This is a genomic window from Vibrio antiquarius, from assembly GCF_000024825.1.
Taxonomy (GTDB): Bacteria; Pseudomonadota; Gammaproteobacteria; order Enterobacterales; family Vibrionaceae; genus Vibrio; species Vibrio diabolicus.
The window spans coordinates 127794-140970 of record NC_013456.1; the positions used below are offsets into that span (position 1 = coordinate 127794).

Here is a 13177-nt window from a genome sequence, read left to right on the forward strand (position 1 = left end):
TTAACTACTCCTGTTATTCCGCGCCGCCAACGAAGTCAAGATCTTGACCTTCTTTCAAAGTAACGTACGCTTTCTTAACGTCGCTGCGGCGACCTTGGCGTAGACCTTGACGTTTGGTCTTACCCTTAGTGATAAGAGTATTTACAGACTTAACTTCAACTTCAAATAGCTTTTCTACAGCTGCTTTGATCTCTTTTTTAGTCGCATCTTTCGCTACTTTGAAAACGATAGTGTTCGCTTTCTCAGCTGCCATAGTTGCTTTTTCAGAGATGTGCGGTGCACGTAGAACTTTTAGGATACGCTCTTCAGTGATCATGCTAGCATTTCCTCTACTTGCTTAACTGCTTCTGCAGTCATTACAACTTTGTCAAACGCGATTAGAGATACTGGATCGATACCAGCAACATCACGTGCGTCAACTTTGTATAGGTTACGAGCAGCTAGGAATAGATTCTCATCTACTTCGCTAGTCACGATTAGAGCGTCAGTTAGCTCAAGCTCTTTAAGCTTAGCAACTAGCTCTTTAGTCTTTGGTGCTTCAACTGAGAAGTTATCAACAACGATTAGACGCTCTTGACGAACAAGCTCAGAAAGAATGCTCTTCATAGCACCACGGTACATTTTTTTGTTTACTTTTTGGCTGTGATCTTGTGGTTTCGCAGCAAAAGTAACACCACCTGTACGCCAGATTGGGCTACGGATTGTACCAGCACGCGCACGGCCAGTACCTTTTTGACGCCATGGCTTAGCGCCACCGCCAGAAACTTCTGAACGTGTTTTTTGAGCACGAGTACCTTGACGAGCACCTGCTGCGTACGCAACAACTACTTGGTGTACAAGAGCTTCGTTAAACTCACGTCCGAAAGTAGTTTCGGAAACAGTTAGTGCATCGGCACCTTTAACCATTAGTTCCATTACTTACTCCTGAGACGTTATGCTTTAACAGCTGGTTTAACGATCACGTTGCCGCCAGTTGCGCCTGGGACTGCACCTTTAATAAGAAGCAGGTTGCGCTCAGCGTCAACACGTACGATCTCTAGGTTTTGAGTCGTTACACGCTCAGCACCCATGTGACCTGCCATTTTCTTGCCTTTAAATACGCGACCTGGAGTCTGACATTGACCGATAGAACCAGGAGCACGGTGAGACAATGAGTTACCGTGAGTCATATCTTGAGTACGGAAGTTCCAACGCTTAACAGCGCCTTGGAAACCTTTACCCTTAGATGTACCAGTAACGTCTACTTTCTTAGTTTCGTTGAATAGTTCAACAGTTAGTTCTGAACCAACTTCGAACTCTTCGCCGTTTTCTAAACGGAATTCCCAAAGACCGCGACCAGCTTCAACGCCAGCTTTAGCAAAGTGACCTGCTTCAGCTTTGTTTACGCGGTTAGCTTTCTTAGAACCAGCTGTAACCTGGATTGCTGCGTAGCCGTCAGTTTCAAGAGTTTTCACTTGAGAAACACGGTTAGCTTCAACCTCAACAACAGTTACTGGGATAGAAACGCCTTCTTCAGTAAATACGCGGGTCATGCCCACTTTACGACCGATTAGACCAATCATACTTCTAATCTCCCTTAACCTAGGCTAATTTGAACGTCAACGCCCGCAGCAAGGTCTAGACGCATTAGAGCATCAACAGTCTTGTCTGTTGGCTCAACGATGTCGATTAGACGCTTGTGAGTACGGATTTCGTACTGGTCACGTGCTTTCTTGTTAACGTGTGGAGAGATAAGAACTGTGAAACGCTCTTTACGAGTTGGCAGTGGGATTGGACCACGAACCTGTGCGCCAGTGCGCTTAGCTGTTTCAACGATTTCCGCTGTAGAAGCATCGATTAGTTTGTAATCGAAAGCTTTTAGGCGGATACGGATACGTTGGTTCTGCATGAGACAGAGCTCCAAATTTAATAAATTACACAAACAATATCGCCACTCAAACTCGTCAAGACGAGAGAATGCCGATTGATTTATGTGAAACCGTAGCATCCAAGATTAGGACGCATTGTCAGTTAATTTTCGATTAACTATCCCTATATGCCAAAGTCACCTTTGAGGATAGTTTTTCCGAAGAAAAGATAGCTAATTGTATTAACCGCGAACATAAGCTGAGTATACATTACCTCACAAATCCTTAGATTTGCTCGCTCCTCACTGCTCATTGGTTCACAACTGGCTTAACCAGTGCGCTGCATTATACAGATCACACTTTAGGTTGCAAGCGCTGAGTGAAAAATAATCGGGAATATTCCAAACCCTATACATCCCTCTTCGCTTGGTAGCCATTAAACAAAAAGGACGCTTCAGCGTCCTTTTCTAAACTGTAATCGTAATAGCGGCTGCTATTATTTCTTACCGCTTGATAGTGCACCGAAACGCTTGTTGAAGCGATCAACACGGCCGCCTGTATCAACGATACGTTGCTTACCAGTGTAGAATGGGTGACACTTGTCACATACGTCTAGGTGGATAGACTCTTTACCTAGAGTAGAGTTGAACTCAAAAGAGTTGCCGCAAGAACAAGTCGCTTTTACTGCTTTGTATTCTGGGTGGATACCAGCTTTCATGGGATAACCTCAATAGTAGGCCGTGTCGCTATACGAATCTAAGCCGCACACCACACGCAATTAATAATAAAATGGGATACCGCATCAACTAATTGCCGAAGCCATATCTCAAGGCGCGATATAGTAAAGAATCACATTGCTCGGATCAACATATTTGGCAACTTTTTCGCCACTTTTTTAGCCAGACTAATCATAGAGGCACGATTCACGCTGAATCACATAGCTTTACTCGAATTTCCATACCGATTTTAATAGACTCTCATTTCCTTTCCCTCTTTTTAATAGCTAAGAATTTATGCGTCCAACCATTGCTAGAGTGGCATTACCCGTTCCGCTCGACAAACAATTTGATTACGCCATTCCGGGGCACCTGTTTCCGATCATTGGTGGACGCGTTTCCGTACCTTTTGGACGCCAAACCTTAGTCGGCATCGTCACCGCAATGGTGAACGACTCCGACTTTCCTAAAGATCAACTTAAGCCAATCAAAGCGGTATTAGACTCCCAACCGATATGGCCAGAGACGCTTTATTCTCTGCTAAATTGGTGCAGCCAGTTCTATCAGTACCCTCTAGGTGACACTCTACACAATGCAATGCCTGCCGCGCTGAGGAAAGGCAAACCGGCCGACTTTGCAACGCTACAAGAATGGCAACTGACAGAAGCAGGAAGAAATAAGCTCATGCAGGGGCTTGGACGTGCAATAAAACAACAGCGTGCACTCCAAATGATGGTCAACGGCCCAACCTCGCATCAAGAGCTCTTGGATCAAGAAGTAAACTCAACCATCTTAAAAAACCTCGAAGAAAAAGGTTGGGTCGAGCGCATCGAGAAAAAGCCGGTTATTACGAAATGGAGTCAAAATGTAGAGTGTGCGGTAGAGAAACCAAAGCTTAACCACGAACAAGCACTCGCGATTGCCAGCGTAAATAGCCAAACGGGCTTTGCTTGCTATTTATTAGAAGGGGTCACGGGATCCGGTAAAACCGAAGTTTACTTAAACCTTATCAAGCCAGTTCTAGAGCAAGGGAAACAGGCACTAGTTTTAGTACCTGAGATCGGTCTAACGCCCCAAACCATCAACCGCTTTAAACATCGATTTAATGTCCCGGTAGATGTGATTCATTCCGGTTTGAATGAAACAGAGCGTTTGAACGCCTGGTTATCGGCTCGCGATAAAGCCGCGGGGATCATCATTGGTACGCGCTCAGCCCTACTGACACCTTTTGCTGACTTGGGGATTATTATCGTTGATGAAGAGCATGACTCCTCGTATAAGCAACAAGACAGCTTGCGTTACCACGCTCGTGATGTTGCAGTCATGCGTGCCCATAAAGAACAAGTGCCGATTGTCCTTGGCTCAGCGACGCCAGCGTTAGAAACCCTACATAATGCACTGTCTGGTAAATATCACCATTTAACACTCACCCAACGAGCTGGCTCTGCCGTGCCAACCACCAATAAAGTGTTAGATGTAAAAGGTCAGTATTTAGAAAGTGGCTTATCCGCCCAGCTGATTGCCGAAATGCGCAAACACTTAAAAGTGGGCAATCAGGTTATGTTGTTTCTTAACCGCCGAGGTTTCTCGCCCGCTTTGATGTGCCATGAATGCGGTTGGATTGCGGAATGTAAACGCTGTGATGCGTACTATACGTTCCACCATTACAGCAACGAAATACGCTGCCATCACTGTGGTTCACAACAACCTGTCATTCATCAGTGTCAGGGGTGTGGTTCAACTCAACTGGTTACCGTCGGCGTAGGAACGGAACAGCTCGAACAACAATTGGCTCAGTTGTTTCCAGAATACAAAGCCATTCGCATCGACAGAGACAGCACACGTCGCAAAGGTAGCTTGGAAGATGCCCTTGAGTCGATTCGTAAAGGTGAATACCAAATACTGATAGGCACTCAAATGCTGGCTAAGGGGCACCACTTTCCAAATGTAACGCTCGTTGCTCTTTTGGATGTTGATGGCTCTCTATATAGTAGTGACTTCCGCGCTTCGGAGCGATTAGCTCAGCTGTTTATTCAGGTCGCAGGTCGTGCTGGCCGAGCAAGTAAACCTGGCGAAGTGATCCTGCAAACTCACCATCCTGAGCACAGCTTGCTGCAAGCCCTACTTCAAAAAGACTATCGTCACTTTGCCATGACAGCTCTGGAAGAGCGTAAGCTCGCCCAGCTTCCGCCTTATAGTTTCTTGACTCTGTTTAAAGCAGAAGCAAACCAAAGTGAAGTGGTTGAAGACTTCTTACGTCAGGTTCGCTTTACCTTAGAATCGCATCCTTTATTTGACGACACTTGCATGGTGCTGGGTCCAACACCATCACCTCTCGCCAAACGTGCAGGCAAATACCGCTGGCAGCTGTTACTTCAAACCCAGCATCGTTCATTGATGCAAAAGTTATTAACCAGTGCCAAACCTGCTATTGAGTTGTTGCCAAATGCCAAGAAAGTTCGCTGGAATTTAGACATAGAGCCACAAGATCTCAGCTAGCAAACGTTTAACTATGTAATGAATTACCATTTAATGTGACGAGCATCACGACGGGATTGCAATTTTTGTTAAACAGACCGTAACTTTCACTTTAGAAATGAATAGACTATCCAAATTAGAAAAGTCTAAAGTGACTTGTTCGCACAGGCTTAGATTAAAACAATGACTATTCCCACAAATTGATGTCGCAGTGAAGAATCCATTTTTCCACTTGTTAACACGAACTGAGCGAAGAGCAAACGATGCTCTAACTCAGCGTGATTATTATGATTTCAAACAGGAATAACGTCATCTTGGCAAAAAAATAAACGAGAGGTTAAAAACTATGGCGACAATGAAGGATGTTGCCCAGCTTGCGGGAGTGTCTACGGCTACGGTATCTCGAGCATTAATGAACCCAGAGAAGGTCTCTTCTTCAACGAGAAAAAGAGTAGAAGATGCCGTACTTGAAGCGGGTTATTCTCCAAACTCATTAGCGCGTAACTTACGTAGAAACGAATCAAAAACCATTGTCACTATCGTTCCCGACATCTGTGATCCTTATTTTTCTGAAATTATTCGCGGTATTGAAGATGCTGCCATGGAACATGGCTATCTAGTCCTGCTGGGCGATAGCGGACAACAGAAGAAACGCGAAAGTTCTTTCGTTAACCTCGTATTTACTAAGCAGGCAGATGGAATGCTACTGCTTGGCACAGATCTACCGTTCGATGTCAGTAAGCCAGAGCAAAAGAACTTACCTCCGATGGTAATGGCGTGTGAATTTGCGCCTGAACTCGAGCTTCCGACAGTACATATTGATAACCTGACCTCAGCATTTGAAGCGGTGAATTACCTAACCCAATTAGGTCATAAACGCATTGCTCAAATCTCTGGACCAGATACAGCAATATTGTGTCAGTTCCGCCAGCAAGGCTACCAACAAGCCCTGCGCCGTGCCGGCATCAATAAAGATCCACAATATAGTGTCATTACTGAGTTCTCTTTTGATGGCGGAGCAAAAGCCGTTCGTAAACTGCTCGAATTGCCAGAGCCACCAACGGCTATTTTCTGCCACTGTGACACAATGGCCATCGGCGCAATTCAAGAAGCGAAAAAGCTTGGCTTACGAGTACCGCAAGATCTCTCTGTTGTGGGCTTTGATGACATTAACTTCGCTCAGTACTGCGATCCACCGTTGACCACTATCTCTCAGCCTCGCTATGAGATTGGTCGACAAGCGATGCTAATGATGCTTGAGATGTTAAAAGGACACGACGTGCATTCAGGCTCGCGCCTACTTGAAACTAACCTCATCATTCGCGGAAGTGCAGCGCCACCACAGCGCCCTTAACCTAAAAATTAGGTATTCATACCCAAAGCGGTGCTAAGGCGCCGCTTTTTATTTGCCCCTCCTGCTTTTTGTGTATCCCCGAATAAATATAAGCAAGAACGGAAACACACTCCTACACTCGGGCGTTGTCGCGCTTTAGCTATCAAGATTCTATCAATAGGGTGTTTTCTCAACTCGTTCTGGATTAACATATTTGCAAGAATCCTTGATGACCAGAAATAACCGTGGCAAATAGAGATTATGTAAGACGGGGGCGAGGCGCCCCAAAAAAGTCGACAAAAAAACAGCCGCCGAGAAGAAAAAAACCTTGGCGTAGTGGCCTGCTCGCTATCTTGCTCGTGGGTGGTTTTGGCTATGGTCTTTACCTTTTGAGTAGCGACCCAGAACCCAAACAACCTGTCGTGAAGCAGCCAACAACCACTGTAAGCAAACCAAAGCCGAAAAAAGACTTGCCGCCACCACCAGAAGAAAAGTGGGAATATGTTGAGTCACTACCGAAACGTGAAGTTGAAGTTGTGGCCAAAGAAATTGAAGTTTCTAAAATTCCTTACATCATGCAGTGTGGCGCGTACAAAACCCAGGCACAAGCGGAAGAGCGCAAGCTTGCAATCGCGTTCCAAGGGATGTCGAGCAAGATTCGTAAGAAAGAAGGCAGTTCATGGTATCGCGTGGTGCTAGGTCCGTATAAGTTCAAACGTGATGCAGAACGTGACCGTCACAAGTTGCAACGCGCGAAAATCGAGCCATGTGCGATTTGGAAAGAAAATCTTTAAACTCAGGCCCTAGGAGCTAAGATCCTAGGGCCTTTCTTTTTGCCCCCTTGAATCCCTATTTCCCCTCCCCCATATACTGAATTAAATCCAAAGAGAAATAATCAAGAGGTCGACTGTGACTACCATTGTATCTGTACGTCGAAATAATAAAGTCGTCATCGCGGGTGATGGCCAAGTATCTCTAGGCAATACCGTAATGAAAGGTAATGCGCGCAAAGTTCGCCGCTTATATAACAACCAAGTACTAGCGGGCTTTGCTGGCGGCACTGCGGATGCCTTCACCCTTTTTGAGCGCTTCGAAAGCAAGCTGCAAATGCACCAAGGCCACCTAACTAAGGCTGCGGTTGAGCTAGCCAAAGACTGGCGTAGCGATCGTGCTCTGCGCAAGCTCGAAGCCTTGCTTGCCGTTGCCGACGAAACCGCATCGTTAATCATTACCGGTAATGGTGATGTCGTACAGCCAGAACACGACCTGATTGCGATTGGCTCTGGTGGTGCTTACGCACAAGCTGCAGCAACCGCCCTACTAGAAAACACAGATCTAGATGCTCGTGAGATCGCGGAAAAAGCCCTCAACATCGCGGGTGATATTTGTGTCTTCACCAACCACCACCACACAGTAGAAGAGCTAGACTCAACGGTAGAGCCTGAAAAACCAACCGCGTAATCGTAACGAAGTAAGGAAAGAATATGTCTGAAATGACGCCTCGCGAAATCGTTCATGAATTGAACCGCCACATTATCGGTCAAGAAAAAGCCAAGCGTTCGGTTGCGATTGCACTTCGTAACCGCTGGCGCCGTATGCAGCTTGAAGAAAGCTTGCGCGCCGAAGTGACGCCAAAAAACATTTTGATGATTGGTCCTACTGGTGTTGGTAAGACTGAAATCGCACGCCGCCTCGCAAAACTGGCAAATGCCCCTTTCATCAAAGTTGAAGCGACAAAATTCACAGAAGTGGGTTACGTTGGTAAAGAAGTTGAAACCATCATCCGTGACCTGACTGATGTCGCGGTAAAAATGACGCATCAACAAGCGATGGAAAAAGTAAAATTCCGCGCTGAAGAGCAAGCGGAAGAACGCATTCTTGATGCGCTACTGCCACCAGCACGTGATAGCTGGGGTCAAGCAGAGCAAACGGAAGAGTCTTCTCACACTCGCCAGATCTTCCGTAAGAAACTGCGTGAAGGCCAACTAGACGATAAAGAAATTGAAATCGACGTAGCCGCACCACAAATGGGCGTAGAGATCATGGCGCCCCCAGGTATGGAAGAGATGACCAACCAGCTGCAAGGCATGTTCCAAAACCTGGCTGGCGATACTAAGAAAAAGCGTAAGCTGAAAATCAAAGACGCGATGAAAGCGCTAGCGGAAGAAGAAGCAGCGAAATTGGTTAACCAAGAAGAGCTAAAAGAAGCAGCGATTTTCAACGTTGAAAACAACGGCATCGTATTTATCGATGAGATTGACAAGATCTGTAAACGCGGTGAGAGCTCAGGCCCAGACGTTTCACGCGAAGGTGTTCAGCGCGACCTACTTCCACTGATTGAAGGCAGCACGGTATCAACCAAGCACGGCATGGTAAAAACAGACCACATTCTGTTTGTTGCATCTGGTGCATTCCAAGTAGCAAAACCATCTGATTTGATCCCAGAATTACAAGGTCGTCTACCAATTCGTGTTGAGCTAGAAGCACTAAGCAGCAACGACTTCAAACGCATTCTGACAGAGCCAAAAGCCTCTCTAACAGAGCAGTACGTTGCGTTGATGAAAACGGAAGATGTGGACATCGAGTTCACAGAAGATGGCATCACGCAAATCGCGGAAGCGGCATGGACGGTCAACGAAAGCACAGAAAACATCGGTGCTCGTCGCTTACACACCGTTATGGAACGCTTAATGGATGAAATCTCTTACGACGCGGCGGAGCAATCTGGCGCGAAATTTGTTATCGATGCCGCTTATGTGAAAGAGCGCCTAGGCGACACGATTGAAGATGAAGATCTAAGCCGCTTTATTCTTTAACCGCAATCTATCCCACCAAAGCCCAGAACCTTGTTTCTGGGCTTTTTGTTTAGAATGGCGGTGACTTTGACAACATCTAAATCAAAAAACCTAGTCATTCTAGCGAGCTCAAACGAGACTAAGAATCTAATAGCAGCGTTCTCCGTACCCTTCACTTTCCAAAAAGAGGGCTATTTTATCGCCTCAAATATCGAAACTGCTTTCCTTCTACTTCACCCTTTGACTTCTAGTTGAGTTGTTTTAGGTCAATAGCGTATCTGCCTCTTTGTGCTTATACTGGGCACATTGGTTACTAGCACGAAATTTCCATGAAACAATCTTTACAGATCTGGCTTGAAGCCGCTCGCCCAAAAACACTACCTCTGGCATTAGTCTCTATCTTAACGGGTAGTGTACTCGCCTACTCGGCGGGTCATTTTTCACCGACAATTGCCATCATGGCTTTCGTAACCGCGACGTTGCTGCAAATTCTATCCAACCTTGCGAACGACTATGGCGATGCCGTTCAAGGTACAGATAACGACAAACGCCTTGGCCCATTACGAGCGATGCAGTCTGGCGTGGTAAGTGCGAAACAAATGAAACAGGCGATTATCTTTAACATCGTTCTGACCGCCATTTCTGGCTTAGTGTTAGTTTTCTATTCACTAAGCTCACTAGAAAGCATTGTCACTTTTATCGGGCTGGGAATTTTGGCCATTCTCGCAGCCATTGCTTATACCATGGGTAGCAAACCATACGGTTACGTGGGGCTTGGCGATATTTCAGTTTTCTTGTTTTTTGGTCTACTCGGCGTATCCGGTACCTATTTCTTGCATACTGGTCACGTAGATACCACGCTATTCTTACCTGCTCTAGGCTGCGGTTTGCTCGCCGTTGCAGTACTCAACATCAACAATATGCGTGATATCGAGAACGACCGAGAGTGTGGTAAACGCACGGTCGCAGTGCGTTTGGGTCAACGCAAAGCCAAGCAGTACCACTTTGTTTTACTTGGCGGTGCTATTCTTGCCTTTGCGGCTTACTTGTTAATTCAAGACAAACCCGTTTGGATTAGCTTGCCATTTTTACTTAGTATTTATTTCGTGGCCGATCATGGTAAAGCGGTTTGGCATACACAAAAGCCCGCTCAGATAGCACCAATGATGCCAGTCATCGTGAAATGTTCTTTAGTCACCAACGTTTTGTTTGCAACAATTGTGGTAGCTCAAACTCTAGTAAGTTAAAAAAGGATTGTCATTGCATTGACTTAATGCCTAGATATACTCAAAGACAACCAATTTCTGTTTAGAAAGGTACGCTATGGAATACAATACCTCAGCACTCTGTGATATCTACCTCGATCAGGTAGATGTGGTTGAACCAATGTTCAGTAATTTTGGCGGTCGCGCTTCATTTGCCGGGCAAATCACCACCATCAAGTGTTTTGAAGATAATTCGTTGATCCGCGAGACATTAGAGCAAGATGGACTTGGTCGTGTTTTGTTAATTGACGGTGGCGGTTCCCTACGTAAAGCCCTTATCGATGCAGAAATCGCAACTATTGCGGAAGAAAGCGAGTGGGAAGGCATTGTCGTTTACGGCTGTGTTCGTGAAGTAGATGAACTTGAAGATATGAATTTAGGCATTCAAGCCCTCGCTTCTATTCCTGTTGGAGCGACCAGTCAGGGTATTGGCGAATTGGATGTACCAGTCAACTTTGGCGGCGTCAGCTTCTTACCTGAAGATTATATTTATGCTGATAGCACTGGGATCATCCTGTCGCCTGAGCCATTGAATATTGATTTAGAGTTGGATGAAGAAGAAGAATAACGAGTCTTAGGTACCTAAGTTATAGGACCTTCTCTTGGCTATCAGGCATAGAGCTTGTCCAAAGATTTCCTACTTCCCCAAAACACAAACACCCGCTTAACGCGGGTGTTTTTAATTTGGAATGAAGAAGCCGGATTATTCCACTTCGTCCATTTTGCCAAGTAGTGCACGAATGCGCTCTTGCCATTGCGCATGCTCTTGCTGTGCTTGTTGTGCTTTTTGCTCTAGCTCTTCTCGTTGAGAGCGAAGCTCGTTCGCTTCTTCCGCAAGTTTAGCTTTATCTTCTTTCAGCTCTTCGACTTCCATCTGAAGAAGAGTGATTGTGTCAACTGCAGTTTGAATTTTAGATTCTAGTTGTTCTAGTACTTCAAAAGACATCTTGGCCTACCTATGTTATTCCGTTGGGACGATGTGCAAGATTGATGCACACCTAACCTATATAAGGTTCATTCTACTCAGCGTCGCGATGAGAAACACTCACTATATTCGATATTTCGCATCATTCGGTCAAAAAATCAGCGCAATCTCACTAAACGCTGACTTTTCTTATCGCCGAAGCATTTTTGAGCAAGGATTTTGCCTCCCGCCACGCTGAAAATCGCCCTAAGTATTGATCAAATTCAAGTTAGATAAAGTAAAAGCTCCGCAAAAAGGCAAACGTTTACCCTACGTTGTGATAGAATCGCCGCGCAAATTCTTCTTCCCTCTTGCTTACTTGGAGACATCATGAAACGCGATTTAGCAATGGCATTTTCCCGTGTGACTGAAGGTGCAGCTTTGGCTGGTTACAAATGGCTTGGCCGTGGCGATAAAAATGCAGCCGATGGCGCAGCTGTTGAAGTTATGCGCACCCTACTGAACAAAACAGATATCAGTGGTGAAATTGTCATTGGTGAGGGTGAAATCGATGATGCGCCAATGCTATACATTGGTGAGCAAGTGGGTATTGGTGGTGATGAAGTGGATATCGCTGTCGACCCGATTGAAGGGACGCGCATGACGGCAATGGGGCAATCAAACGCACTAGCCGTACTTGCCGCAGGTGAGAAAGGCAGCTTTCTTAAAGCGCCAGATATGTACATGGAAAAACTGGTTGTTGGCCCTGGTGCAAAAGGCGTAATTGATTTAGAAAAGCCGTTAAAAGAGAACCTAGAGAACGTAGCAAAAGCCCTGAACAAACCACTTGATACCCTAGTCGTTATTACCCTTGCAAAACCTCGCCACGATGACGTTATTGCAGAAATGCAAGCAATGGGCGTACGTGTCTTTGCGGTGCCTGATGGTGACGTGGCTGCCTCTATTCTGACTTGTATGCCAGACAGTGAAGTGGACATGATGTACTGTATTGGCGGCGCGCCAGAAGGGGTCGTCTCAGCCGCGGTGATTCGAGCGCTAGATGGTGACATGCACGGTCGCCTGCTCCCTCGTCATGAAGTAAAAGGCGATACTGAAGAAAACCGCATTTACGGCGCAGACGAACTAAAACGCTGTGATGAAATGGGTGTAAAAGCGAATGTTGTCCTCAAAATGGAAGACATGGCACGCAGCGACAACGTGGTATTCTCAGCAACAGGCATCACTAAAGGTGACTTACTAGAAGGCATCTCTCGCCAAGGCAATATCGCAACCACAGAAACGCTGCTCGTGCGTGGTCGATGCCGTACTATTCGTCGCATTAAGTCGACTCACTACCTAGATCGTAAAGATCCAGAAGTGCGTGATATTATTCTTTAAGCATTTCTCGAGGCTCTAGCCAATCTGAGTTGGAGCCTTTCTTTCCGCACAACCAAGCAATAGATTCTGAATCACGCTCGTCCCTCGCTGTTCAGAATGATGGGCACCATAGCAAGCTCAAAATCAAAAGAGCTCGTCATTCTAGCGAGCTCCAGCGAGACTAAAAAATCCAGTAACAGCAAACTCCTATTATTTCCCACTCACCTTAATCCCTACACTGCCGGACGATAGATGCTGAATCACGCTCCTCCCTCGTTGTTCAGAATGACGGCTACCATTGCAAGCTCTAAATCAAAAGAACTCGTCATTCTAGCGAGCTCCAGCGAGACTAAGAATCTAATAACAGCAAACTCCTATTCTCTCCCTCTCACCATAACCATTGCACAACCGAACGATAGATTCTGAAGCACACTCGTTTCTCGCTGTTCAGAGTGGCGATAT

Annotated in this window: 14 protein-coding genes; 8 read left to right on the forward strand and 6 right to left on the reverse strand. The window is 45.9% G+C overall.

Annotated features, from left to right (window positions below; all coding sequences use genetic code 11):
* Positions 1-13: 13 nt before the first annotated feature.
* From rplW to rpmE, 5 genes are all read right to left on the reverse strand, one after another.
* Positions 14-316 (reverse strand): 50S ribosomal protein L23, encoded by a 303-nt coding sequence (gene rplW, locus VEA_RS00650; RefSeq protein WP_004398471.1) that lies wholly within the window; start codon positions 314-316, stop codon positions 14-16.
* Entirely contained in the window at positions 313-915 is a 603-nt protein-coding gene (rplD, locus tag VEA_RS00655) for a 50S ribosomal protein L4 (RefSeq protein ID WP_005379556.1), read from the reverse strand. Before rplD ends, rplW begins: the two co-directional genes overlap by 4 nt.
* A gap of 17 nt (positions 916-932) precedes the next feature.
* Complete coding sequence (rplC, locus tag VEA_RS00660) at positions 933-1562, reverse strand: 50S ribosomal protein L3 (RefSeq protein ID WP_005379555.1); 630 nt, start codon at positions 1560-1562, stop codon at positions 933-935.
* Between the two features lie 14 nt (positions 1563-1576).
* Positions 1577-1888, reverse strand: coding sequence for a 30S ribosomal protein S10 (gene rpsJ / locus VEA_RS00665; RefSeq protein WP_004410492.1), 312 nt, complete (start codon positions 1886-1888; stop codon positions 1577-1579).
* 455 nt (positions 1889-2343) lie between these two features.
* The gene (gene rpmE / locus VEA_RS00670; RefSeq protein WP_005379546.1) at positions 2344-2565 is read right to left on the reverse strand and encodes a 50S ribosomal protein L31; all 222 of its coding nucleotides are present in this window, start codon (positions 2563-2565) and stop codon (positions 2344-2346) included.
* Between the two features lie 295 nt (positions 2566-2860).
* On the opposite strand from rpmE, the gene priA reads away from it, so the two are divergent.
* From priA to rraA, 7 genes are all read left to right on the forward strand, one after another.
* Positions 2861-5062, forward strand: coding sequence for a primosomal protein N' (gene priA / locus VEA_RS00675; RefSeq protein ID WP_006742473.1), 2202 nt, complete (start codon positions 2861-2863; stop codon positions 5060-5062).
* Between the two features lie 325 nt (positions 5063-5387).
* Positions 5388-6395, forward strand: coding sequence for a DNA-binding transcriptional regulator CytR (gene cytR, locus VEA_RS00680; protein ID WP_006742474.1), 1008 nt, complete (start codon positions 5388-5390; stop codon positions 6393-6395).
* Between the two features lie 224 nt (positions 6396-6619).
* Entirely contained in the window at positions 6620-7168 is a 549-nt protein-coding gene (ftsN, locus tag VEA_RS00685) for a cell division protein FtsN (protein ID WP_017820300.1), read from the forward strand.
* A gap of 115 nt (positions 7169-7283) precedes the next feature.
* Positions 7284-7835 carry an ATP-dependent protease subunit HslV gene (gene hslV, locus VEA_RS00690; RefSeq protein WP_005383176.1) on the forward strand — a complete coding sequence of 184 codons (552 nt, stop codon included), beginning with the start codon at positions 7284-7286 and terminating at the stop codon, positions 7833-7835.
* A gap of 23 nt (positions 7836-7858) precedes the next feature.
* Entirely contained in the window at positions 7859-9190 is a 1332-nt protein-coding gene (gene hslU, locus VEA_RS00695) for an HslU--HslV peptidase ATPase subunit (RefSeq protein ID WP_006742475.1), read from the forward strand.
* Positions 9191-9498: 308 nt separating this feature from the next.
* Positions 9499-10416 (forward strand): 1,4-dihydroxy-2-naphthoate polyprenyltransferase, encoded by a 918-nt coding sequence (locus VEA_RS00700; protein ID WP_006742476.1) that lies wholly within the window; start codon positions 9499-9501, stop codon positions 10414-10416.
* A gap of 76 nt (positions 10417-10492) precedes the next feature.
* The gene (gene rraA, locus VEA_RS00705) at positions 10493-11002 is read left to right on the forward strand and encodes a ribonuclease E activity regulator RraA (protein WP_012841175.1); all 510 of its coding nucleotides are present in this window, start codon (positions 10493-10495) and stop codon (positions 11000-11002) included.
* Between the two features lie 135 nt (positions 11003-11137).
* Here rraA and zapB read toward each other — a convergent pair whose 3' ends face one another.
* On the reverse strand, positions 11138-11380 hold the full coding sequence (gene zapB / locus VEA_RS00710) for a cell division protein ZapB (protein ID WP_005379536.1): 243 nt from the start codon (positions 11378-11380) through the stop codon (positions 11138-11140).
* Between the two features lie 348 nt (positions 11381-11728).
* Between zapB and glpX the strand changes: the two genes are divergently transcribed.
* On the forward strand, positions 11729-12736 hold the full coding sequence (glpX, locus tag VEA_RS00715) for a class II fructose-bisphosphatase (RefSeq protein ID WP_005383180.1): 1008 nt from the start codon (positions 11729-11731) through the stop codon (positions 12734-12736).
* Positions 12737-13177: the final 441 nt, after the last annotated feature.

Coding starts and splice junctions, on each gene's coding strand:
- rplW (WP_004398471.1), bottom strand. CDS start 316: ATGATCACTGAAGAGCGTATCCTAAAAGTTCTACGTGCACCGCACATC.
- rplD (WP_005379556.1), bottom strand. CDS start 915: ATGGAACTAATGGTTAAAGGTGCCGATGCACTAACTGTTTCCGAAACT.
- rplC (WP_005379555.1), bottom strand. CDS start 1,562: ATGATTGGTCTAATCGGTCGTAAAGTGGGCATGACCCGCGTATTTACT.
- rpsJ (WP_004410492.1), bottom strand. CDS start 1,888: ATGCAGAACCAACGTATCCGTATCCGCCTAAAAGCTTTCGATTACAAA.
- rpmE (WP_005379546.1), bottom strand. CDS start 2,565: ATGAAAGCTGGTATCCACCCAGAATACAAAGCAGTAAAAGCGACTTGT.
- priA (WP_006742473.1), top strand. CDS start 2,861: ATGCGTCCAACCATTGCTAGAGTGGCATTACCCGTTCCGCTCGACAAA.
- cytR (WP_006742474.1), top strand. CDS start 5,388: ATGGCGACAATGAAGGATGTTGCCCAGCTTGCGGGAGTGTCTACGGCT.
- hslU (WP_006742475.1), top strand. CDS start 7,859: ATGTCTGAAATGACGCCTCGCGAAATCGTTCATGAATTGAACCGCCAC.
- VEA_RS00700 (WP_006742476.1), top strand. CDS start 9,499: ATGAAACAATCTTTACAGATCTGGCTTGAAGCCGCTCGCCCAAAAACA.
- rraA (WP_012841175.1), top strand. CDS start 10,493: ATGGAATACAATACCTCAGCACTCTGTGATATCTACCTCGATCAGGTA.
- zapB (WP_005379536.1), bottom strand. CDS start 11,380: ATGTCTTTTGAAGTACTAGAACAACTAGAATCTAAAATTCAAACTGCA.
- glpX (WP_005383180.1), top strand. CDS start 11,729: ATGAAACGCGATTTAGCAATGGCATTTTCCCGTGTGACTGAAGGTGCA.